The sequence below is a fragment of the Burkholderia alba genome (assembly GCF_034721475.1).
Taxonomy (GTDB): domain Bacteria; phylum Pseudomonadota; class Gammaproteobacteria; order Burkholderiales; family Burkholderiaceae; genus Burkholderia; species Burkholderia alba.
The window spans coordinates 223,147-246,214 of record NZ_JAWJWL010000008.1 but is presented as its reverse complement, the minus strand read 5'-3'; the positions used below and the strand labels follow the sequence as shown (position 1 = coordinate 246,214).

The window sequence follows — 23,068 nt, the reverse complement described above, 5'->3', positions numbered from 1 at the left end:
TGAGTAACATAAAGGAATTGCCATATTGAGATAAACCCTCAAGATGGTATGCTTCATGCACAATAAATATCGCTCACCCGGGAGACAGGGTTTTGTGCGTCATTGCCGGGAATTGCGGCACTGGATCTGTGCGCAATCCGTCGGCATGCACTGCTAACTAGCGACAATGTGCAACCTTGCCGCAGCAGCGGGCGCAGCCTGCCCGCGACTGCGCAGCCAATCGCAGCCCGGCCTGGCTGCGTGGAGAGATCTATGTTCTTCGATGAGCTAAACGATGAAGAGTGGATTCGTCTTTCGACACTGATCGCCGATGAGCCGATCCGCCTGAATCGCCGCGGCCGGCCGCGTGCCGAGAACCGCGTCGTCGCCAATGCGGTGCTGTGGATTCTGACCACCGGCGAGCCCTGGTCGAAGCTGCCGGGCCGCTACCCGTCGGGGCCGACCTGCCGGCGGCGTTTCGAGGAGTGGCTGGCGAGCGGCACGCTCGGCGACATGATCCGGCTGCTGATGGAGCAGAGCGGACGATCGTTCGCCTACATCCCGCCGCCGCCCGAGCCTGCCGCGCCGGTCCGCCGCGCCGAACCGGCGGCCGATTGCGACCGCTTGCGCGGGGTGTTCTGGCAAAACCCGGAATCGTGGCAGCTGCCTTCCGCGCACGAGCACGGCTGGTGCGGCGATGCCGGCTTCGGCGCGCGCGTGCACCGGGTCGACGATACGGTGCGGGACGACACCTACGCCCGGCACGGCTTCGCGGTGCCCGGCGCGCCCGCGCCGGACGAACGCCATGCGAAGGCGCATGCCGCATCGGTCAGCTTCGCGACGATCTCGCCGCAGACCGAAACCTATCGCGGCTACACGCTGTGCGGCATCGCGCAGCCGGTGCAGAACCTGATGTATCGCGCCTGGGCGGAGATTACGCAGGACGACCGGCGCGTCGAACGCTCAGGCCTGATCGGCCCGCGCTTCACCGATGCCGAGGCGGCCGAGCAATACGCGCTCGAATGGGCGCGGCAGTGGATCGATCGGCATGGCGCGAGCGACCAGGCCGTGGCGGGGCCGGTCAGGCCGCAGGCCGACGCGGTCGCCGACGTGCCGACCCTGGCGGGGCTCGCGGCGCTGTCGGCGGGAGAGGGCGGCGGGATCAAGCGCTTCGCGCCGGAACGTCACGTGGCGCTGGCGGACGCCCGCGGCGACGGGCCGCAGACGAACGCTGAACACCACGAATACGCGTATCGGGTCGGGTGATCCGGCCCGGCGGCCCTGCCCGCGCCGCCGCCGGCGCGGCATGCGGCCGGGCGGGCCGAGGGCCGCTCAGCGGCGTCCGTAGGTATCGTCGAAACGCACGATGTCGTCTTCGCCGAGGTAGGCGCCCGACTGCACCTCGATCAGTTCGAGCGGCATCTTGCCGGGGTTGTCGAGCCGGTGCGAGACCCCGAGCGGGATATAGGTCGATTCGTTTTCCGACAGCAGGAAGGTTTCGTCGCCGCGCGTGATGCGGGCGGTTCCGCGCACGACGATCCAGTGCTCGGCCCGATGGTGATGCATCTGCAACGACAGCCTCGCGCCCGGCTTCACGACGATGCGCTTCACCTGGAAGCGCTCGCCCGCGTCGACCGAGTCGTAGTGGCCCCAGGGCCGGTGTACCTTGCGATGGTCGGACGCTTCCGGGCCGCCGGCGCTCTTGAGGCGGCCGACGATCTTCTTCACGTCCTGCACGTGCGCCTTGTCGGCGACCAGCACCGCGTCGGGCGTTTCGACCACCACCAGATCCCGGGTGCCGACGCAGGCGATCAGGCGTCCTTCCGAATGCGCGAAGGTCGACGCCGCGCCCTCGAACATCACGCGCCCGCGCGCCACGTTGCCGGCCTCGTCCTTCTCCGATATTTGCCAGAGCGCATCCCACGAGCCGACGTCGGACCAGCCCGCGTCGAGCGGCACGACGACGCTCTGGCAGACGTCGGGCAGGTTCGCGAGCGGCTCCATCACCGCATAGTCGATCGAGTTGGCCGGCGACGCGGCGAAGCTGTCGCGCTCGACCCGGAAGAACGGGCCGTCGTCCTGGCCGAGCGCGACCGCGCGTTCGCACGCATCGTGGATCGCCGGCTGGAAATGACGAACCGCTTTCAGCCAGACGGACGCGCGCACGATGAAGATGCCGCTGTTCCACCAGTACTCGCCCGACGCGACGTATTGCTGCGCGAGTTCGAGATGCGGTTTTTCGACGAAGCGGTCGAGGCGGCGGACGGCGATGCCGCGCACGTCGCCCGCCGGATCGCCGACCCGGAGGTAGCCGTAGGCGGTTTCGGCGTGGGTCGGCACGATCCCCATCGTCGCGATCCGGCCCTGCGCGGCATGCTGCACGCCGGCCGCGAGCGCGGCCTGGAAGTGCGCGAGATCGGCGATCGCGTGATCGGCCGGCATCACCGTCAGCACGGGATCGCCGCCGTCCGCGACCGCGCGCAGCGCGGCGATCGTCAGAGCCGGCGCGGTGTCGCGGCCGAGCGGTTCGAGCAGGATCGCCGCGGACTTGCCCGCGACCCGCAGCTGTTCCGCGGTCGTGAAGCGGTGATCCTCGCCGCACACCACCAGCAGTTCGTCCGCGACCGGGTAGCCGGCGGCGAAGCCGTCGAGGCGGCGCGTCGTCGATTGCAGCAGCGAGTCGTTGCCGAGCAGTCCGATCAGCTGCTTCGGGTGATGCTCGCGCGACATCGGCCAGAGCCGCGTGCCGGAGCCGCCCGCGAGCACGACCAGCCGGACGGCGGGCCGCGTGCCCGCGGCGGACGACGACGGGGACAGGGAGTCGGCGACAGCCGCCGGAGCATTCATGATGGCACTCCTAGATGACAGGACAATGCGCAAATTTGTAGCACGACGTTAATCGACAATTAAAGGATCGGCCGCGTCCGTCCGCTTGAATGAGGGCGCCCTGAATGAAGCAAATAACGGTTTGCGAAGAAACCGTTTCGTTCGAATAAAAAATTAAAAAATAAATGAAGGAAAGGCCGGCGAGCCTTGATGAGCGGTCGAAACAGGTAGGGTGTCCGCGCCGTACGCCGGATCGTCGCGCAGGCGTTCCGGCAAAACATGCCGATAAAAATTATCGATTAATTAGAAAAATTTGCCGATTATTTTTAGAAATACTTGTGCGCTTGCGGTAGGAATTTTATTGCCGGTTCAATAGCGCCATGCAGCAATGAATCGGCCGGGCGGCGGGTGGCGCGCACGGGTCTCCGTCTAACGAGGAAGCGACCATGTTGAGCGTGCTGGCGAGGATGATCGATATCGCGGTGGCGGTGGCGGGCGCGCTGATCGCCGCCGCGCTGCACGACGGCCGGCTGGCCTGGCTCGACGAACTGCAGCGCACGATGGTGGCGTTCAACTGCATGCTCGTCGTGGTGTTCTTTCCCGCGTTCGGCATCTACCAGTCGTGGCGGGGCAAGCCGGTATTCGGCCTGCTGTGGCGCGTCGCGGCGGCGTGGCTGATCGTCGAGGGCGCGGGCGTCCTGATGAGCTTCAGCTTCCATCACGCGGGCGACCTGTCGCGCCTGTGGCTCGGCTACTGGGCGCTCGCGACGATCGGGCTGCTGCTCGCCTCGAAGGCAGGCGTGCATGCGGTGCTGCGCCGGCTGCGGCGCGAAGGCTTCAATCACAAGCCGGTCGCGATCGTCGGCGGCACGCCCGCGACGCGGCGCCTGATCGGCCAGATGCGCGCGCGTCCGGAAGCGGGCTTCAGCCCCGCGTGCATCTACGACGAGAGCGGCGCGGCGGTGGGCGACCTGCTGGAGCAGGTGCGGGTCGAGCGCCGCTTCGCCGAACTGGTGCGGCTGGTGCGCGGCCGCGAGATTCGCGAGCTATGGCTCGCGCTGCCGATTTCCGAGGAGCGGCAGATCCACCGGATCGTGACGGAGTTCCGCCACGATTTCGTCAACATCCGCTTCATTCCCGACGTGCGCAGCCTGTCGTTCTTCAATCAGGAGGTGGTCGAGCTGCTCGGCGTGCCGGCGATCAACCTGGCGGCGTCGCCGATCACCGACGTGCGGATCCTGCCGAAGTTCGTGTTCGACCGGATGTTCGCGCTGACCGCGCTCGCGATGCTGTCGCCCGTGATGCTCGCGATCGCGGCGCTGATCAAGCTGAGCTCGCCCGGCCCGGTGCTGTTCCGGCAGAAGCGCAAGGGCATCGACGGCAACGAGTTCGAGATCTACAAGTTCCGCTCGATGAAGGTGCATCACGAGGCCGCCGGCCGGGTGACGCAGGCGAAGAAGAACGACACGCGCGTGACGCCGGTCGGGCGCTTCCTGCGCCGCACGAGCCTCGACGAGCTGCCGCAGTTCATCAACGTGCTGAAGGGCGAGATGTCGGTGGTGGGGCCGCGCCCGCACGCGCTCGAGCACGACGACATCTACAAGGATCTGGTGAAGGGCTACATGTTCCGCTACCGGATCAAGCCGGGCATCACCGGCTGGGCGCAGATCAACGGCTTTCGCGGCGAGACCGACCGCATCGAGAAGATGATGGGCCGCGTGAAGCTCGATCTGTACTACATGCAGAACTGGTCGTTCTGGCTCGACATCAAGATCGTCGCGCTGACGTTGTGGAAGGGGTTTTCCGGCAGCAATGCGTACTGAGCGCGGCGACGCGGCTTTCAACTCACCGGGCAAGAGGTCCGACACATGAATCTGACTATCATCGGCAGCGGTTACGTGGGGCTCGTGACGGGCGCGTGCCTGGCGGACATCGGGCACGACGTGTTCTGTCTCGACGTCGATCGGGCGAAGATCGACATCCTCGACGGCGGCGGCGTGCCGATCCACGAGCCGGGCCTGCGCGAGCTGATCGCGCGCAATCGCGCGGCGGGGCGGCTGCAGTTCTCGACCGACGCCGAGGCGGCGGTCGCGCACGGCGAGGTGCAGTTCATCGCGGTCGGCACGCCGCCCGACGAGGACGGCTCCGCCGATCTGCAGTACGTGCTGGCGGCCGCGCGCAACATCGGCCGCCACATGACGTCGTTCAAGGTGATCGTCGACAAGTCGACGGTGCCGGTGGGCACCGCCGAGCGGGTGCGGGCGGCGATCGCGGACGAACTGCGCGCGCGCGGCGAGGACGCGATGTTCTCGGTCGTGTCGAACCCGGAGTTCCTGAAGGAAGGCGCGGCGATCGACGATTTCACCCGGCCGGACCGCATCGTGATCGGCTGCGACGACGACGTGCCCGGCGAAAAGGCGCGCGAGCTGATGAAGAAGCTCTACGCGCCGTTCAACCGCAATCACGAGCGCACGCTCTACATGGACGTGCGCTCCGCCGAGTTCACCAAGTACGCGGCGAACGCGATGCTGGCGACGCGGATCTCCTTCATGAACGAGCTGGCGAATCTCGCCGACCGCTTCGGCGCGGACATCGAGGCGGTGCGGCGCGGCATCGGCTCCGATCCGCGCATCGGCTATCACTTCCTGTACGCGGGCTGCGGCTACGGCGGGTCGTGTTTCCCGAAGGACGTCGAGGCGCTGATCCGCACGGCTCACGCGCACGACCAGCCGCTGCGGATCCTGCAGGCGGTGTCGGCGGTCAACGCCGCGCAGAAGCAGGTGCTCGCGGGCAAGATCGTCGCGCGCTTCGGCGACGACCTGACCGGCCGCAGGTTCGGCGTGTGGGGGCTCGCGTTCAAGCCGAACACCGACGACATGCGCGAGGCGCCGAGCCGCGCGCTGATCGCCGAACTGCTCGAACGCGGCGCGCGGGTCGCCGCCTACGATCCGGTGGCGCGTGCCGAAGCGCAGCGCGTGCTCGCGCTCGATCTGCACGCTCACCCCGAGCGGCTCGCGCGGCTCGCGTTCGTCGACGACGAGGCGCAGGCCGCGCAGGACGCCGACGCGCTCGTGATCGTCACCGAATGGAAGGCGTTCAAGAGCCCCGATTTCGCGGTGCTCGGCGCGCGCTGGAAGACCCCGGTGATCTTCGACGGCCGCAACCTGTACGAACCGCTCGCGATGCGCGAGCTGGGCGTCGAGTACCACGCGATCGGCCGGCCGGATGCGCGGCCGCACGCCGCGCCGCGCATCGCGTCCGCCGCGCGCACGACGGCCTGACGGCGGCGCGCTCATGTTCAGGAACATTCTCATCGTCTGTCATGCGAACGTCTGCCGCAGCCCGGCCGCCGAGCTGCTGTTCAGGGCGCTGGCGCCGCGCGGCGCGCAGACCGCCCGCGCGTTCCATTCCGCCGGCATCGACGCGAACGAAGGCGACGACATCGATCCGGTGATGTCGCGGCTGCTCGCGGAACGCGGCGTCGACGCGTCGACGCACCGCTCGCGCCGCCTGAGCCGGGGCATCGTGCGCGACGCCGATCTGGTGCTCGTCAGCGAGCGCGGACAGATCGCGGCGGTCGAGGCGCTCGACCCGTACGCGCGCGGCAAGGTGCATCTGCTCGGCAAATGGGAGGACGCCGAGATCGCCGATCCGCACGGCGGCCTCGAAGCCGATTACCGCGAAAGCTATGCATTGATCGAACGACTGGTTCAAGGATGGCTGCACAAGATATGCTGACTCGCACACTGGTCCCGTGGGCCGCCGCCGCTACCCTGACCGCGCTGCTGTCGGCCTGCTCGACGGCGCCCGGCAATCATCTCGATACGTCGCGCCTGCACGACGACGACGCGACGCCGAGCGCGAACTATCAGGTGCGCCTGATCGACGCGAAGCTGATCGTCGCGCAGGCCGATGCCCAGCGCGCCGCGCGGCCGCTGCCCGCCGACCGCTTCGCCGACGCGTCGCAGTACCTGTATCGGATCGCGCCGCAGGACATTCTCGGCGTGACGGTCTGGGATCATCCCGAGCTGACCACGCCGCAGGGCCAGTCGTTCTCCAGCGGCGGCAACACCACGCAGACCGTCGCGGGCGCGCTGCAGCAGCCGTACACCAACGCGCTGCCGGGCCAGGCCGATCCCTACGGGCAGACGGTGAATGCCGACGGCACGATCTTCTTCCCGTTCGTGGGGCGCATGCGCGCCGTGGGCAAGACGGTCGAGGAGGTACGCGACGAACTGGCGGCGAAGCTTTCGCGCTACGTGAAGAATCCGCAGATCGACGTGCGCGTGCTGTCGTACCGCAGCCAGAAAGTGCAGGTGACGGGCGAGGTTCGCACGCCCGGTCCGCTGGCGATCACCGACGTGCCGCTGCGGCTCGTCGATGCGATCACGCGCTCGGGCGGCTCGACGACGGAAGCGGATCTGCAGCGCGTGCGGCTCACGCGCGACGGCCGCTTCTACCAGCTCGACGCGAACGGCGTGCTCGATCGCGGCGAGATCTCGCAGAACGTGATGCTGCAGGCGGGCGACATCGTCAACGTGCCCGACCGCAGCGACAGCCGCGTATTCGTGATGGGCGAGGTGAAGACGCCCGCGACGGTGCCGATGCTGAAGGGCCGGCTGACGATCGCCGACGCGCTGACCGCGGGCGGCGGGATTCTCGACACCGACGCGAACCCGCGCCAGATCTACGTGCTGCGCGACCTGCAGGACAAGCCGGACACGCCCGACATCTTTCGTCTCGACATGACGCAGCCCGACGCATTGATGCTGTCGAGCCGCTTCCAGCTGAAGCCGCTCGACGTGGTGTATGTCGGCACCGCCGCGTCGGTGCAATTCAACCGGATTCTCCAACAGGTGTTTCCGACGATCCAGTCGATCTACTACATGAAACAGATCACGCGCTGATCGGTCCCGGGCCGGTTCGTCCGGCCCGCCTCAACCTCAAGCGGGAATGCATGGTGAATACCCAAGCGAAACATCCGTACGCGGATCTGGCGGCCAAGACCGAGGAGGAGGACGTCGTCCTCGGCCAGCTGATCCAGGTGATCCTCGACGATATCTGGCTGCTGCTCGGCATCGCGCTCACGGTGGTCGCGCTGGCGGCGCTGTATTGCTATGTCGCGAAGCCGGTGTACTCGGCCGATGCGCACGTGCGGGTCGAGGCGGGCGACAACACGTCGCAGGCGCTCACGCAGACGCAGACCGGCGCGGTGATCAGCAGCGGCCCGCCGACCCCCGCGACCGACGCGGAGATCGAGATCATCAAGAGCCGCGGCGTGGTCGGGCCGGTGGTCGAACAGTGCAAGCTCAACTTCTCGGTGACGCCGAAGGCGTTCCCGCTGCTCGGCAGCATCGCCGCGCGGATCGCCACGCCCGGGCGGCCCGCGAAGCCGTGGCTCGGCATGGGCTCGTACGCGTGGGGCGGGGAGCTGGCGAGCGTCGACACGATCGAGGTGACGCCCGCGCTCGAAGGCCGGCCGCTGATCCTGACGGCCGGCGCGGCGGGCGACTACACGCTCGCCGACGACGACGGCGCGCTGCTGCTGCGCGGCAAGGTCGGCGAGAGCGAGCAGGGCGGCGGCGTGACTCTCACCGTCGACAAGCTGGTCGCGCGGCCGGGCACCCGGTTCACGGTGGTCCGGCAGAACGATCTGGATGCGATCACCGGCTTCCAATCGGCGATCCAGGTGACGGAGCAGGGCAAGCAGACAGGCGTGATCCAGATCTCGCTCGAGGGCAAGGACCCGGACCAGACCGCGCTGATCGCCAATGCGCTCGCGCAGTCGTACCTGCACCAGCATGTGACCAGCAAACAGGCGGAGGCGAGCAAGATGCTCGACTTTCTGAAGAGCGAGGAGCCGCGCCTGAAGTCGGATCTCGAGCGCGCCGAGGCGGCGCTGACCGAGTATCAGCGCACGTCGGGGTCGATCGACGCGAGCGACGAGGCGAAGGTGTATCTCGAGGGCAGCGTCCAGTACGAGCAGCAGATCGCCGCGCAGCGCCTGCAGCTCGCGTCGCTCGCGCAGCGCTTCACCGATGCGCATCCGATGGTGCAGGCGGCGAAGCAGCAGCTCGCGCAGCTCCAGGTGGAACAGAACAAGTTCAGCGAGCGTTTTCGCAGCCTGCCCGCGACCGAGGTGAAGGCCGTCGCGCTGCAGCGCAACGCGAAGGTCGCCGAGGACATCTATGTGCTGCTGCTGAACCGCGTGCAGGAGCTGTCGGTGCAGAAGGCGGGGACGGGCGGCAACATCCGGCTGGTCGACGCGGCGCTGCGCCCCGGTGCGCCGGTCAAGCCGAAGAAGGTGCTGATCCTGTCGGCGGCCGTGATTCTCGGGCTGATTCTCGGCACGGGCGTGGTGTTCCTGCGCCGCAACCTGTTCCACGGCATCGAGGATCCGGAGCGCATCGAGCGCGCGTTCAACCTGCCGCTCTACGGCCTCGTGCCGCTCAGCGCGGAGCAGGCGAAGCTCGACGCGAGCGCCGACAAGAGCGGCAACGGGGTGCGGCCGATCCTCGCTTGCGTGCGGCCCAAGGATCTGAGCGTCGAAAGCCTGCGCAGCCTGCGCACCGCGATGCAGTTCGCGCTGATGGACGCGAAGAACCACGTGATCGTGCTGACCGGCCCGACGCCGGGCATCGGCAAGAGCTTCCTGACCGTGAACCTCGCCGCGCTGCTCGCGCATTCGGGCAAACGGGTGCTGCTGATCGATGCCGACATGCGGCGCGGTACGCTCGACCGCTATTTCGACGTCAGCGCGAAGCAAGGGCTGTCGGAACTGCTGAGCGACCAGGTCGCGCTGGAAGAGGCGATTCGCGACACGCCGGTGAAAGGCCTGTCGTTCATCCCGGCCGGCTCGCGTCCGCCGAATCCGTCGGAGCTGCTGATGTCGCCGCGCCTGTCGCAGTACCTGGACGGGCTCGGCAAGCGCTACGACATGGTGATCGTCGATTCGCCGCCGATCCTGGCCGTGACGGACGCGACGATCTTCGGCGAACTCGCGGGCTCGACCTTCCTGGTGCTGCGCTCCGGCATGCATACCGAGGGCGAGATCGGCGACGCGATCAAGCGGCTGAGGACCGCCGGCGTGCAATTGCAGGGCGGGATCTTCAACGGCGTTCCGCCGCGCACGCGCGGCTACGGCCGGGGCTATGCGTCGGTCCACGAATACTTGAGCGCGTGATGCGCGTTTTCGCTACTCCGATCAGCGAGGCTCCGATGAAAATCTCCGTGCTCGTGCCGACCTACCGGCGACCCGCCGATCTCGCGCGCTGCCTGCACGCGCTGAGCCGGCAGCGCCGCGCGCCGGACGAAGTGATCGTCGTCGCCCGCCCGGACGACGACGCGACCCACGAACGGCTCGCCGACCCCGCGGTGCGCGGCGCGCTCGCGCTGCGGGTCGCCGCGATCGAGACGCCGGGCCAGGTCGCGGCGCTCAATCGCGGGCTGGACGCCGCGCGCGGCGACGTGATCGCGATTACCGACGACGATGCCGCGCCGCGCGCCGACTGGCTCGAGCGGATCGACGCGGCGTTCCGCGCCGATCCGGCGCTGGGCGCGCTCGGCGGGCGCGACTGGGTGCACGAGCAGGGCCGCGTGCTGGACGAGGCGCGCCCGCTGGTCGGCCGCCTGAGCGCGTCGGGCAAGATCATCGGCAATCATCATCTCGGCGTCGGCGGCGCGCGCGAGGTCGACATGCTCAAAGGCGTGAACATGAGCTATCGGCGCGGCGCGATCGCGCAGCTGCGCTTCGATACGCGGCTGCGCGGCGCGGGCGCGCAGGCCCACAACGACATGGCGTTCAGCATGAGCGTCAAGCGCGCGGGCTGGAAGCTCGTGTACGACCCGGCGGTCGCGGTCGACCATTATCCGGCCGAGCGCTTCGACGACGACCGGCGCGATGCGGCGTCGCTGAACGCCGTCGGCAATGCCGCGTACAACCTGCACCTGATTCTGCGCGAACATCTGCCGCCGCTGCGGCGCGAAACCGCCTGGTGGTGGTACGCGCTGGTGGGGACGCGGGTGTATCCGGGCGTCGCGCATGTGCTGCTGTCCGCGCTGTCGGCGCGCGGCGCGCGCACCCGCGAGCAATGGCGCGCGGTGCGGCGCGGCGCGCAGGCGGCCCGCCGCGCGGTGTCCGCGCCGGCGGCGCGCGTCCGGCCCGGGGCGACGTCATGAGCGCCGCGCGGCCTGCCGTCAGGCCATCTCACGGAGGAAGGCTCGCATGACCGCGACCCAGGTCCACGTTCATCTGTTCCATGGTGCGGATCCGCGCACCTATCGTCCCGGCGAGAACATCGGCTGCCTGTACGGCTATCACCACGCGGAATCGGACGAGTTTGCGCTGACCTACTCGCGCGACGCACGCGAGGGCCGTCTGGCGAGCCTCGTGCGACGCGGCCTGAAGGCGGTGCTCGGCTTCGACTTGCTGCATGCGTGGCGCAATCGCGCGGCGCTGCTCGCGAGCGACGTGATCTGGACGCATACGGAGCACGAGCATTTGGCGGCCGCGCTGGTGCTGCGGCTCGCCGGCGCGCGCGGCGCGCGTCCGCTGCTGCTTGCGCAAAGCGTGTGGCTGCTCGACAAGTGGCCCGGCTACGGTTTGCCGAGGCGCTGGCTGTACCGGAAGCTGATCGCGCGGGCCGACGTGCTGACGACGCTCGCGCGCGACAACGCGGCGCTGTGCCGCCGCTATCTTCAACGCGATGCGGTGCAGGTCTACTACGGGCTCAACACGCAGGATTTTCCGGTGTGCGCGCCGTGCGCGTGGACGCCGCACCGGCCGTTGCGGATCGCCGCGATCGGCAACGACCGGGATCGGGACTGGAAGACCTTCGTCGCCGCGTTCGGCAACGATGCGCGCTACGACGTCCGGCTCGCGACCCGGCGCCGGATTCCGCGCGCGCTGCACGCGCCGAACGTCGCGATCGCGCCGGCGTCGGGCATCGTCAGGCAGCGCGAGCTGTACGACTGGGCGGATCTGATCGTGGTGCCGCTGCGGCCGAATCATCACGCGTCGGGCATCACGGTGATGCTGGAGGCGGCCGCGGTCGGCAAGCCGATGATCGTCACCGACGTGGGCGGGCTGCGCGATTATTTCCCGCGCGGCACGGCGACCTACGTGCCGCCCTTCAATCCGCGCGCGCTGAGACGCGCCGCCGATGCGCTCGCCGCGCAGCCGGCGCGGGCACTCGAGCGCGCCCGCGCGGCGGCCGGGCGGCTGGACGCGCACGGGTTGACCACGCAGCAGTTTGCCGCGCAGCACGTGCGGATCACCCGCGAGCTGCTGCGGCAGCATCGCGCGCGGGCCGATGCCGGGCGGGCGCGGCCGCTCGCGGATTCGCGCGCGCCGTCGAACCGGCCGGGCGGCCGATGAGCACGCCCGCACTGTCGGCGCCCGCTCGTTCCGGCTCTCGCTGGTTTTCCGCCGAGCCCAGGCATTGGGCCGCGCAAGCGGGCTTATGGACCGTCACCGCCGCGATGATCGTCGCGCACCAGGGCACGGTGCTGACGGTCGCGTTTCCGGGGCTCGCGATCCTGACCGGGCTGTGGCTGTACTTCAAGAGCCCGGCGCGCTACGTCGGCTTCATGTGGTGGCTGTGGTTCCTGAGCCCGGAGGTGCGGCGGCTCGCCGACTGGTCGCGGGGCGCGTTCACGCCGACCAGCCTGATCCAGATCGCGCCGCTCGCCGTCACGATGATCGCGGGCCTCGGGCTGCTGCGCCATTACCGCGTGCTGGCCGAGCGGCGCGGGATGCCGGTGCTGCTGATCCTGCTCGGGCTGGCGTATGCGTTCCTGGTCGGCGTCGTGTCGAGCGGGCCGCTCGCCGCGACCTACGATCTCGCGAACTGGGTGTATCCGGTGCTGATCGGCTTTCATATCGTCGTGCATGCGCGCGATTACCCGGAATACCGGGCGGTGATCCTGTCGACCTTCGTCTGGGGCATGCTCGCGATGGGCGTGTACGGCATCGTGCAATTTTTCGTGATGCCGCAGTGGGACGTGCTGTGGATGGTCGGCTCGCAGATGAATTCGCAGGGCGATCCGGTGCCGTACGGGGTGCGGGTGTTCAGCACGATGAATTCGTCGGGACCGTTCGCGTTCGCGATGATGGGCGCGCTGGTGTTCGTGCTGGCGGCGCCCGGACGGGTGCGCTGGTTCGCGGGCGCGGCGGGCTTCGTCGCGTTCTCGCTGTGTCTCGTGCGCTCGACCTGGGGCGGCTGGGTGATCGCGCTCGCGATCCAGCTCGCGAAATCGAACAACCGCGTGCGGTTGCGCATCGTCGCGAGCGCGCTGGTGCTGGCGGGGTTGTGCGTGCCGCTGCTGACGGTGGGGCCGGTGGCCGACCGGCTCGGCCAGCGCCTGCAGTCGATCTCGAACCTGAAGGACGATCGCAGCTACGACGATCGCAACAAGTTCTACGCGAGCTTCGCGCAGACCGCGTTCACCGATGTCGCGGGCGAGGGGTTCGGCGCGACGGGGACGTCGACCAAGCTGTCGAGCGACAGCGGCGAGCTGGGCAAGTACGGCAACTTCGACAGCGGCGTGATGAACGTGCCGTTCGTGCTCGGCTGGCCCGGCACGCTGCTGTACCTCGGCGGCACGCTGTGGCTGCTCGGCCGCGCGGTGCGCGCGTCGTTCGCGCTGCGCCGCGACAAGTTCGTCTCGGCGTGCCTGAGCCTGTGCCTGTCGGTGTTCGCGATGCTGGTGTTCACCAATTCGTTCATCGGCACGGGGGGGCTGCTGCTGTTCACGAGCATTTTTTCGATCTTGTCCGCGGCGCACTGGCAGAAAATCCAGCGCAGACACGCGGCGCGTTTCCGGGGAGCCGACCATTGAGAATCGCCATCGTCACGCATGTCGTGCGTCATCACGACGGACAGGGCCGCGTGAACTACGAAATCGCCCGCGCGGCGCTCGCGGCGGGCTGCCGCGTGACGCTCGTCGCGTCGCACGTCGCGCCCGAGCTGCTGGCGGACGAGCGGGTGCGCTGGGTGCCGGTCAAGGTAGGGCGCGGGTGGCCGTCGAACCTGCTGAAGCAGCAGGTGTTCGCGCTCAAGAGTGCGTGGTGGCTGCGGCTGCACCGCGCGGACTACGACGTGCTGCACGTGAACGGCTTCATCTCGTGGGTGCGCGCCGACGTCAACACCGCGCATTTCGTGCACGGCGGCTGGTTCGCGAGCCGCTATTACCCGTTCGCGCTGACGAAGGGCGCATGGTCGGCCTATCAGTATGTGTACACGCGCGTGAACACGCTGCTCGAACGCTGGGCATACCGGCGTTCGCGGGCGATCGCCGCGGTGTCGGGGAAGGTCGCCGACGAGATTCGCGGGATCGGCATCGACGGCGAACGGATCAGCGTGATCCACAACGGCGTCGATGCGGCGGAATTCGCCGGCGCCGCGCCGGACCGCCATGCGTTCGGGCTGCCGGACGACGCGTTCCTGCTGCTGTTCGTCGGCGATCTGCGCACGCCGCGCAAGAACCTCGGCACGCTGCTGCGGGCGCTCGCGCAATTGCCGCCCGGCGTGCATCTGGCCGTGGCCGGCTATCTGCCGGGCAGCCCTTATCCCGACGAGGCGCGCGCGCTCGGGCTCGACGAGCGGGTGCATTTCCTGGGGCTCGTGAAAACGATGCCCGCGCTGATGGCGTCCGTCGACGCCTACGTTTTTCCGTCGCGCTACGAAGCGATGAGCCTGTCGCTGCTCGAAGCGATGGCGGCCGGTTTGCCGGTCGTGACGGCGCGCACGGCGGGCGGCGCGGAGATCATCACGCCCGCGTGCGGGATCGTGCTCGACGATCCCGACGACCCGGCCGCGCTCGCGCACGCGATCGGACGGCTCGCGGCGGCCCGCGATGCGTGCCGGGCGATGGGCGACGCGGCGCGCGCGCTGATGGGGGGATTCAGCTGGGCGCGGATGGGCGAGCAGTATGTCGCGCTGTACCGGCGGATCGCGCCGTCGTCGCAACCGAGCGCCGGCGTGCCGGTCGCGCGCGCCGAACATGGCGTTACGCAGGAGCAATCGTGATGGGGGACACTTTGGGGGCGATCAGGTCGCTGCAGATCGGTATGCACTGGTTTCCCGAGCGCGCGGGCGGTCTCGACCGGATGTACCACGCGCTGGTGGGCGCGCTGCCGGGTGCGGGGGTCGCGGTGCGGGGCGTGGTGGCGGGCTCGGAGCGCGTCGCGGCCGATACCGGCGGCGCGATTCGCGGCTTCGGGTCGGCGACGCAGTCGCTGGCGCGCCGGATGCTCGCGGCGCGCTACGCGCTGCGTGACGTGGTGCGCGCCGAGCGGCCGGACGTGGTGTCGTCGCACTTCGCGCTGTACACCTTCCCGGGGCTCGACGTGATGCGCGGCATTCCGCAGGTGTCGCATTTCCAGGGGCCGTGGGCCGACGAGAGCCACGTCGAAGGGGCGGATTCGCTGGGACGGAAGGCGAAGCATTGCCTGGAGCAGACGGTGTACGCGCGTTCGTCGCGGCTGATCGTGCTGTCGCAGGCGTTCGGGCAGATCCTGACCTCGCGTTACCGGATCGATCCCGCGCGGGTGAGGGTGGTGCCCGGCTGCGTGGACACCGCGCAGTTCGATCTGCCGATCACGCCCGCCGACGCGCGTCGCACCTTGCAGCTGCCGCAGGACCGGCCGATCGTGCTGGCGGTGCGGCGGCTCGTGCGGCGGATGGGGCTGGAGGATCTGATCGATGCGATCGCGATCGTGCGCAAGCGGCATCCGGACGTGCTGCTGCTGATCGCGGGGAAAGGACGGATCGCCGACGAGCTGCAGGCGCGGATCGATGCGGGCGGATTGACCGGCAACGTGAAGCTGCTGGGGTTCGTGCCGGACGAGCATCTGGCCGCGCTGTACCGCGCGGCCACGGTGAGCGTCGTGCCGACGGTCGCGCTCGAAGGGTTCGGGTTGATCACGGTGGAATCCCTGGCTTCCGGGACGCCGGTGCTGGTGACGCCGGTAGGCGGCTTGCCGGAGGCGGTTGCCGGTCTTTCGGAGCGGCTGGTGCTGCCGGGCATCGGCGCCGGGGCGATCGCCGAAGGGCTCCGCGATGCGCTGTCGGGCGGGCTCGCGCTGCCCGATGCGCAGGCTTGCCGGCGCTACGCGCGCGAGCATTTCGACAATGCGGTGATCGCGCGGCGGGTGGCCGGGGTGTATGAGGAGGCGATCCGGGCCGCGGGGTAAGGGGAGCGCGATGGTTTCTTTCGCGTGCCGGGCCGGCGGTTGGGGCCGCCCTGCGGTCCGCATCGCGGCGGGGTGTCTATCCCGCGCCGACGGCTGCGGGCGGCGCTGCGCCGTTCAGTGCTTCAGCGTTCGCCATTGTCCGGGCGCGAGCCCGAACCGTCGCGTGAACGCGTGGGTGAATGCGCTTTGGTCGGCGAATCCGACCTCGCTCGCGATGTCGCACAACGGATGCGCGGCATCGGCGAGCAACCCGATGGCGACGTCGAGCCGCAGCCGTTGCAGGTAGCGGTGCGGCGTCTCGCCGAACGCGTCGATGAAGAGCTGGTGAAACCGCCGCATTCCGAACCCGCAGTACGCGGCGAGATCGGCGATCCTGAGCGGCTCCGCGAGATGCGCGCGCAGCCAGCGGTCGATCCGCGCGAAATCGAGCCCGGACGCGGCGCCGGGCGGCGGCGCGTGGCCGATGTCCGCGAGCAGCGCGTCGCAGAGGCGCGTGGCGGCCAGCCAGTGAAAGCGGCGCTGCGCGCCGTCGTCCGGCTGGCCGAGATCGGCCGTGCCGGCCAGCCGGGCCGTCAGCGAGGTCAGCGCGGGGTCGATCGGAATCGCCCGCGCCCGGTCGAACAGCCGCTCGGGTACCGCAAGCGACGCCGGCGGCAGATCGAGCACCAGCTGCCGGTTCTCGCCGAGCCCGGCATAGTCATGCCGGGCGCCGGCCGGGATCAGCCAGGCCGAGCGCCGGTCGATCCGTTCGCCGATGCCGTCGACCGCCATCACCATCGCGCCGTCCAGCCCCAGCACGACCTGATGAAAGTCGTGCACGTCCGACGCTTCGGACTGGCCGTAGCGTCGTAGCGAAACCGTGGGCGAGGATGCGTGATCCATGATGAACGAGGCCGATGGCGGGGCGGCTCTCAGACGCCGAGCAGTTCGACTTCGAACACGAGGGTCGCGTTCGGCGGAATGACGCCGCCCGCGCCGCGCACGCCGTAGCCGAGTTGCGGCGGAATCGTCAGACGGCGCACGCCGCCGACCTTCATGCCCTGCACGCCTTCGTCCCAGCCCTTGATGACCATGCCGCCGCCCAGCACGAACGCGAACGGGTCGTTGCGGTCCTTGCTGGAGTCGAACTTCTGGCCGTCGGTGAGCCAGCCGGTGTAGTGAACGCTGACGGTGCTGCCCGCGAGCGCTTCGGCGCCGCTGCCTTCGGTCAAATCTTCGTACTTGAGACCCGATTCGGTGGTCACGACTGTCATGGACGGCTCCTGAAAATAAACGAATGAAACCGCTATTGTAGGGGAGCCGGGCGGCATTGCGTCGCGCGGGCCGGCATGGTCCGATCCCGGCTCGCGATGACGGGGCGTGCGGCGGCCGGGGAGGCGGGGCGTTTGCCGCCGATCGCTCACCGCGCCAACCACGCCAACCACGCTAACCACGCCAACCGCCACGACATGTCCATGGAACCGCCCGCGCCAACCGGTCGCGTTCGATTCGTCGCCGGACTTCGCCCCTCCGCGCCAAAACACGCGCGATCCGGCCGCGCGGGATCGCGCGAACGATTTCGTTTCGCCGCGAATCCCGGATCGCGGCTTCGCTCAGCCGTTCACGAACTCGACGGCCGAGCGGATCACGTCGTCCGACTGAAGGATGCGCCGATGTCCGAGCCCGTTCACGGACAGAAATCGCGCGCCCGGCCACGCCGCCGCGATCTCGCGGCCCAGCGATGCCGGCACGACCCGGTCGTCCTCGGAATGGACGATCAGCGCGGGCGTATCGAGCGCCGCCACTGCCCGGGGAGCGTCGATCGAGGCGACGTCGACGTCGAGCGTGAGCAGGTGCGCGATCATCTTCCCGATGTTCTCGCCGGATAGCCCCGCCTGTGCCGCGAAGCTGAGCGCGTAATCGCGATAGCGGGCGGGCGGCGCGATCAGCACGGCGGCATCGGCGCGCGCGCCGCGCTTCAGCGCTTCGATCGCGATCGCGCAGCCGACCGAATGCGCGACGATCGCCCGTACCGGGCCGATGTCCGCGAGCAGCTGGGTGATCGCCCGCGCGCAGGCGACGATCGACGTCTGCGTGCCGTCCGATTGTCCGTGCGCGGGCAGATCGGGCGCGACGACCCGGTAGCCGGCGTCGATCAGCGCCGCCGCGAATGCCGACAGATCGCCCGACGCGCCTTCCCAGCCGTGGACCAGCAGCACGCGCGGCCCGTTGCCGGCTTCCCAGAGCGCGACCCGCGTGCCGTGCAGAGGCGGATAGGTGACGAGCGCGTCGTCGAAGGGCGGCGTGTCGGTTCGCGGTATCTTGCGTGCGGGCGTGAGGAACAGCTGGGCGGCGTATTCGGGCGTCATGGCGGCTCTCCGGGAAATGAACGACGGACGGGCTCGAGCGGCGGCGCGCGGGCCGATCGAGCCGCGGCGAATGCGGCCGCCGGCGCGATGCGCAGCGCATGCAATCCGTCGCGGGTCGGTTTATGAATGACGATCATAATATGTATATGCATGATAAGTGTTGAAAAATCGTGCAGAGCAAATGCCCGGCACGGACCCGATCGAAGGAGGCCGCCGGAAGAGGAGGCGGGACGGCAGGGAAGACGCGGCCGGCGGCGGTCTGGCCGAAACGCGGGCGTGAGGCGCGCGGAGATCGGGTTTGAGGCGGGCGTCTGTTTCGCGAACGATGGCGCGAAAACGCCCTCAATCGGATCTGCCGGGAGAGGAGGCGCCGGCCCGTGGCGACAAACGCGCATGCGGAACGGCGCCGCCGAATGCCGGGCAAGCCTGCTCGGAAGCCGTTACGCGCCTCCGAAAGCGCCCGCCGTACAAGGGCGACGCGGCGTTTGGAAGTAGGCCACTAGCGCGCGCCTTGCCCCCGGAGCAGGCACGCCATATTGTTACATTTCATGATGTAACGATCGGCGGCGCCGACGCACAGGCCGCGGTCCGCCGCGCCCATTCAGGAGACATCGATGACTCAGGCTGCTGCTTCGACGGACCCGGTGTTCGTGATGCCCGTGCGCCGCGACTTGCATTTCGACCTGCCGGTCGAGCGTGCGAAGGACTGGCACGGGCAAGGTTCGCAGGTGTCGCATTTCTTCAACGCGCTGTCGCTGCTGTTTCCCGCCGGCGAGCGCTTCTTCATGGATTCGGTGCGCCACTACCGCGACCGGATCGACGATCCCGTGCTCAAGAAGCAGGTACTCGGGTTCATCGGCCAGGAGGCGATGCATACGCGCGAACACGCCGAATACAACGAACGCCTGCAGGCCAATCGCCTGCCCGCCCGCAAGCTCGACCGGCGCGTCTGGGCGGTGCTCGGCTGGATGAAGCGGGTCCTGCCGCATTCGGTGCAGCTGGCGCACACGGTGGCCGCCGAGCATTACACGGCGATGCTCGCGGACCTGCTGCTCGACGACGCGACGCGCCTCGCGGGTTCCGAGGAAGGCTACCGGCAGATGTGGCTCTGGCATGCGCTCGAGGAAACCGAGCACAAGGCGGTGTCGTTCGACGTGTGGAATGCGGTGATGAAGCCGGGACTCGGGCGCTACCTGATGCGGGTCGGCGTCTTTCTGCTGACGACGCTGACCTTCTGGCCCACCGTCTTCCTGATGCACAGTCAGCTGATCCGCTCGGATCGGCAGGCCGGCCAGCGGGTGCGCGGGATGGGGCGGGTCGTCAAGTTTCTCTACGGGCCGCGCCACGGGCTGTTTCCGCGCATGGCGGGCGAATGGCTGAGTTTCTTCCGGCCTGATTTTCATCCGTGGGACCACGACAATCGCCATCATCTCGCCCGGGTCGACGGCATCGTCGCCGCCTACGGCGGGCGGGAAGCGCGCGCGCTGTCGCCGATCGGGCGTTTCGACACGGTTTGAGCGGAGCGCGGGTGCGGCGCTGTTCGCGCCCGCCTCCCGAGGCCCGCGTCCGCCCGCAACGGCGAGGGGGCGGCGAGCCCCGTCCCATTTCTGCGCGGATCGCGGCGGCGCGGCGCCGTCGCCGAGCGAGCCCCGGCGACGGCCCGTGGCGCGGCACCCGGCCGAAGCGGGATCCCGCCCGCGCAACTTTCCCTGTCCGACCCTCATTCGGCCGAACCGCTCCCGGAACGACGGGAATGCACATGCCATGGCATAAATGCGTGACCGGCCGCCCAGTCCGTTCGGCGGCCCTGTTCGTCTTCGATACCCGTTTCCCTTGAAATAATCTAGAATTGGACTAATGTTGTTAGTAGATTCATTTCGAGACTAACGGTCATGTCCCATCCCGCTCTGAAGCCACTGCCGAATCCGCCCGAAGTGTCGGTTGCCCAGATGTCGGCCGCCGGTCTGCGCGCGTTCTTCAATATCGCCCGCGACTGGGAGTTGTCCACCGACGAGCAGCTGGTGCTGCTCGGTTCGCCGGGCCGCTCGACCTTCTTCAAGTGGAAGGCCGCGCCGCAAACGGCGCGTCTGACGCGCGATACGCTCGAGCGCCTGTCGCTGATGCTCGGCATCTACAAGGCGCTGCAGATCCTGCTGCCGCAGCCCGCCGCGGCGGATGCGTGGATCAAGCGTCCGAACGACGCCACGCCGTTCAACGGCAAGCGCGCGCTCGACCGGATGCTCGCCGGCAACATCAGCGATCTCGTGGCCGTGCGCCAGTACCTCGATGCGATGCGGGGCGGCTGGGCGTGACCGGATCCGAACGGCACGCCGCCTGGCCCATCACCGCGCTCGACTGGGCGCCCGCCTATCGCGTCATTCCCACGCGCTTTCCCGCCATCAACCTGTTCGACCGCGTCGCGTCGGCCGACGATTTCGATGCGCTCTACGCGCTCGAATCGCTGACCAACGATCGCGTGCGCAACGAGGTCGGCGTGCTCGATCTCGTCCCGCCCGAGGAGCGCCGCTACGGGGCGGGCTACGGGCCGATCATGGCGGCGTTCACGCATCTGAATCCATTCGGCAGCCGGTTTTCCGACGGCAGCTACGGCGTGTTCTACTGCGCGCGTTCGCGCGACACGGCGATCGCGGAAACGCGCTATCACTCGGCGCTGTTTCTGGCGGCCACCCGGGAGCCGCCGATGCGTCAGCAGATGAGGCTCTACACGGTGGCCGCGCAGGGCGACGTCGTCGACGCGCGCCACTGGACCGAGCGCGATCCGGCGCTGCTCGACCCCGACGACTACCGGGCCGGCCAGGCGCTCGGCCGCGCCGTGCGCGAAGCCGGGGTGGCGGGCCTCGCGTATCCGTCGGTGCGCGATCCGGCGGGCGAGTGCCTCGCGGCGTTCAAGGCGACGCTGCTGCGCGACTGCCGTCACGCGGCCTACCTCGAATACAACTGGAACGGCACGGCGATCGACGTCGTGTTCGAACTGAATCAGGTCGGTTGAGCGGCCGCGCGGGCTACGGCAGCGGCAGGCTTGCCGCGCCCAGGTATTCGGCGGCGGCCACCGAGATCGACCAGTGCCGGCCGCTGCCGGTCTCCAGCAGCGTGAGCTTGCCCGACGGATCGAACGCGCCGGTGTCGACGAAGATCTGCGCGCCGATACGCGTGATTTCGTGCATCGGCGTATGTCCGCAGTAAGTCGGCGACAATCCGGCCTGCCGGCCGGGATCGGCGCCGCCGAGCGCAAGCTCGCGGCCCCACAGCAGACGATTGCGCACCGCCTCGTCGAATGCGCCCCGGTCCAGTTCCGCGTCGTCGCCGAAAAATTCGGCATGCAGAACATGGAAGCGCGCCGCGCCCTCGCCGATCACCCGGACCAGCGGCAGCGCGCGCAGGCGCCGCGCATGGCGGGCGAGGGCGTCGCCGGGGAGCTGCGCGCCCCAGGCGCCGCCGATGCGCTGCCAGACGCTCATCGGCAGGCTGTGTTCCGCGACCGCGCACAGGACGTCTTCGTGATTGCCCAGCACGGAGAAGAACCACGGACGGTCGAGCAGCGCGAGCGCGGCTTCCGGCTGCGCGCCGCGATCGACCAGATCGCCGACCGCGAACAGGCGGTCGCGCGCGGCGTCGAAGCGTGCGTCGTGCAGCAGCGCGCGCAGCGGGTCGACGCAGCCGTGCAGATCGCCGACCACGAAATCGCGGCCGGCGAGATTCGCCGCGTGTCGGCAGAGCGAAGGAGCGGGGGTCATGGCTTCGTCTTGGGGCCTGTTCGCGCGGATCGCGCTCGTTCCCATGATGCAAAGCATAGTCCGTCCGGCGCTGCCCGCCGGAAAGACCGATCGCCGCGTCACGCGCGTCGCGAATACCTCGGGTGTTCGCGCGTCGCTTGTCTTGCGCTCGGTCCTTCCGGCGGCCGGCGCGCGCCCGTCATTGCGTGAACCGCCTCTCGGCGGCCTGCGCGCTTGGCGCCGGCGGGGGACATGACGATAATGGGCGCTCGCCCGTGCTGCGCCGCAGCGCGGCTTCTCCGACTTCTCGAAGACGAATTCATGACGTTCTATCCGCAAGTGTTGCGTAACCGGCCGCGCATGATGGCGGCGCTGCTCGCCGGGGTGCTGTTCGGGCTGCTGCTGCCGTCGCCGCTGCGGCCGATCGTGCGGGTGCTGATCGGCTGGGACGGCGCGATCTGGCTGTATCTCGTGCTGATGTGGCTGCGGATGGTGCGCGCGCGTCATCACCAGGTGCGGGAGATCGCGATGCGCGACGACGAGAACGCGACGACCGTGCTGACCGTGATCTGCCTCGCGACCGTGGCGAGCATCGCGGCGATCGCGGTCGAACTGGTCAGCGCGAAGAACGTCGGGTTCGGTTCGAGCGTCGGGCACTACGCCGTGACGGGCGCGACGATGTTCGGCGCGTGGTTCCTGATCCCGACGATCTTCACGCTCCACTACGCGCGGCTCTACTATCTGTCGCCGCAAGAAGCCCGCGCGCTGCAGTTTCCCGATCGGAATCTCGAGCCGGACTACTGGGATTTTCTGTATTTCTCGTTCACGATCGCGGTGGCGTCGCAGACCGCGGACGTATCGCTGGGCAATCGTTCGATCCGGCGCGCGGCGCTCGCGCAGTCGATCCTGTCGTTCTACTTCAACATGGCGGTGCTGGGCCTGTCGATCAATGTCGCCGCCGGGCTGCTGAGCTAGACGGGCTTCGT

The 23,068-nt window shown here is 69.0% G+C and carries 20 protein-coding genes; 15 read left to right on the top strand and 5 right to left on the bottom strand.

What is annotated here, in order from left to right; all coding sequences use genetic code 11:
* The first annotated feature begins 252 nt into the window (after positions 1–252).
* A complete protein-coding gene (locus tag RZR99_RS11805) occupies positions 253–1,245 on the top strand; it encodes a transposase (RefSeq protein WP_323119939.1) in 993 nt (330 codons plus the stop codon).
* A gap of 66 nt (positions 1,246–1,311) precedes the next feature.
* Here the strand turns inward: RZR99_RS11805 and RZR99_RS11800 are convergent, their stop codons facing one another.
* Complete coding sequence (locus RZR99_RS11800; RefSeq protein WP_323119938.1) at positions 1,312–2,826, bottom strand: mannose-1-phosphate guanylyltransferase/mannose-6-phosphate isomerase; 1,515 nt, start codon at positions 2,824–2,826, stop codon at positions 1,312–1,314.
* Between the two features lie 425 nt (positions 2,827–3,251).
* Between RZR99_RS11800 and RZR99_RS11795 the strand changes: the two genes are divergently transcribed.
* The 10 genes from RZR99_RS11795 to RZR99_RS11750 are packed head-to-tail and all read left to right on the top strand — an operon-like array spanning position 3,252 to position 16,000.
* Entirely contained in the window at positions 3,252–4,628 is a 1,377-nt protein-coding gene (locus RZR99_RS11795; protein ID WP_323119937.1) for an undecaprenyl-phosphate glucose phosphotransferase, read from the top strand.
* 45 nt (positions 4,629–4,673) lie between these two features.
* Positions 4,674–6,086: a UDP-glucose dehydrogenase family protein gene (locus tag RZR99_RS11790; RefSeq protein ID WP_323119936.1), complete on the top strand. Its 1,413-nt coding sequence runs from the start codon at positions 4,674–4,676 to the stop codon at positions 6,084–6,086.
* Between the two features lie 13 nt (positions 6,087–6,099).
* Positions 6,100–6,543: a low molecular weight protein-tyrosine-phosphatase gene (locus RZR99_RS11785; protein WP_323119935.1), complete on the top strand. Its 444-nt coding sequence runs from the start codon at positions 6,100–6,102 to the stop codon at positions 6,541–6,543.
* Positions 6,537–7,712: a polysaccharide biosynthesis/export family protein gene (locus tag RZR99_RS11780; RefSeq protein WP_323119934.1), complete on the top strand. Its 1,176-nt coding sequence runs from the start codon at positions 6,537–6,539 to the stop codon at positions 7,710–7,712. The genes RZR99_RS11785 and RZR99_RS11780 overlap by 7 nt, the downstream gene beginning before the upstream one ends.
* 50 nt (positions 7,713–7,762) lie before the next feature.
* The gene (locus RZR99_RS11775) at positions 7,763–9,988 is read left to right on the top strand and encodes a polysaccharide biosynthesis tyrosine autokinase (RefSeq protein WP_323119933.1); all 2,226 of its coding nucleotides are present in this window, start codon (positions 7,763–7,765) and stop codon (positions 9,986–9,988) included.
* Positions 9,989–10,023: 35 nt separating this feature from the next.
* Entirely contained in the window at positions 10,024–10,983 is a 960-nt protein-coding gene (locus RZR99_RS11770; protein ID WP_323119932.1) for a glycosyltransferase family 2 protein, read from the top strand.
* A gap of 46 nt (positions 10,984–11,029) precedes the next feature.
* Entirely contained in the window at positions 11,030–12,181 is a 1,152-nt protein-coding gene (locus RZR99_RS11765) for a glycosyltransferase (protein WP_323119931.1), read from the top strand.
* Positions 12,178–13,644, top strand: a complete 1,467-nt coding sequence (locus RZR99_RS11760) for an O-antigen ligase family protein (RefSeq protein ID WP_323119930.1) — start codon at positions 12,178–12,180, stop codon at positions 13,642–13,644. The genes RZR99_RS11765 and RZR99_RS11760 overlap by 4 nt, the downstream gene beginning before the upstream one ends.
* Complete coding sequence (locus RZR99_RS11755; RefSeq protein ID WP_323119929.1) at positions 13,641–14,834, top strand: glycosyltransferase family 4 protein; 1,194 nt, start codon at positions 13,641–13,643, stop codon at positions 14,832–14,834. Before RZR99_RS11760 ends, RZR99_RS11755 begins: the two co-directional genes overlap by 4 nt.
* A complete protein-coding gene (locus RZR99_RS11750; protein WP_323119928.1) occupies positions 14,834–16,000 on the top strand; it encodes a glycosyltransferase family 4 protein in 1,167 nt (388 codons plus the stop codon). The genes RZR99_RS11755 and RZR99_RS11750 overlap by 1 nt, the downstream gene beginning before the upstream one ends.
* Before the next feature lie 114 nt (positions 16,001–16,114).
* Here the strand turns inward: RZR99_RS11750 and RZR99_RS11745 are convergent, their stop codons facing one another.
* From RZR99_RS11745 to RZR99_RS11735, 3 genes are all read right to left on the bottom strand, one after another.
* Positions 16,115–16,882, bottom strand: coding sequence for an AraC family transcriptional regulator (locus tag RZR99_RS11745; protein ID WP_323119927.1), 768 nt, complete (start codon positions 16,880–16,882; stop codon positions 16,115–16,117).
* Positions 16,883–16,911: 29 nt separating this feature from the next.
* The gene (locus RZR99_RS11740) at positions 16,912–17,253 is read right to left on the bottom strand and encodes an FKBP-type peptidyl-prolyl cis-trans isomerase (RefSeq protein ID WP_323119926.1); all 342 of its coding nucleotides are present in this window, start codon (positions 17,251–17,253) and stop codon (positions 16,912–16,914) included.
* A 339-nt stretch (positions 17,254–17,592) separates the two neighbouring features.
* The gene (locus RZR99_RS11735; RefSeq protein WP_323119925.1) at positions 17,593–18,348 is read right to left on the bottom strand and encodes an alpha/beta fold hydrolase; all 756 of its coding nucleotides are present in this window, start codon (positions 18,346–18,348) and stop codon (positions 17,593–17,595) included.
* A gap of 614 nt (positions 18,349–18,962) precedes the next feature.
* Between RZR99_RS11735 and RZR99_RS11730 the strand changes: the two genes are divergently transcribed.
* From RZR99_RS11730 to RZR99_RS11720, 3 genes are all read left to right on the top strand, one after another.
* The gene (locus RZR99_RS11730) at positions 18,963–19,865 is read left to right on the top strand and encodes a metal-dependent hydrolase (RefSeq protein WP_323119924.1); all 903 of its coding nucleotides are present in this window, start codon (positions 18,963–18,965) and stop codon (positions 19,863–19,865) included.
* A gap of 375 nt (positions 19,866–20,240) precedes the next feature.
* Positions 20,241–20,660, top strand: a complete 420-nt coding sequence (locus RZR99_RS11725) for an MbcA/ParS/Xre antitoxin family protein (protein WP_323119923.1) — start codon at positions 20,241–20,243, stop codon at positions 20,658–20,660.
* The gene (locus RZR99_RS11720) at positions 20,651–21,358 is read left to right on the top strand and encodes an RES family NAD+ phosphorylase (protein ID WP_407655438.1); all 708 of its coding nucleotides are present in this window, start codon (positions 20,651–20,653) and stop codon (positions 21,356–21,358) included. The genes RZR99_RS11725 and RZR99_RS11720 overlap by 10 nt, the downstream gene beginning before the upstream one ends.
* 13 nt (positions 21,359–21,371) lie before the next feature.
* On the opposite strand, the gene RZR99_RS11715 is transcribed toward RZR99_RS11720, so the two are convergent.
* Entirely contained in the window at positions 21,372–22,103 is a 732-nt protein-coding gene (locus tag RZR99_RS11715) for a metallophosphoesterase (protein WP_323119921.1), read from the bottom strand.
* A gap of 300 nt (positions 22,104–22,403) precedes the next feature.
* Here RZR99_RS11715 and RZR99_RS11710 point away from each other — a divergent pair, with 300 nt between their 5' ends.
* Complete coding sequence (locus tag RZR99_RS11710) at positions 22,404–23,057, top strand: DUF1345 domain-containing protein (protein WP_323119920.1); 654 nt, start codon at positions 22,404–22,406, stop codon at positions 23,055–23,057.
* Positions 23,058–23,068 lie beyond the last annotated feature (11 nt).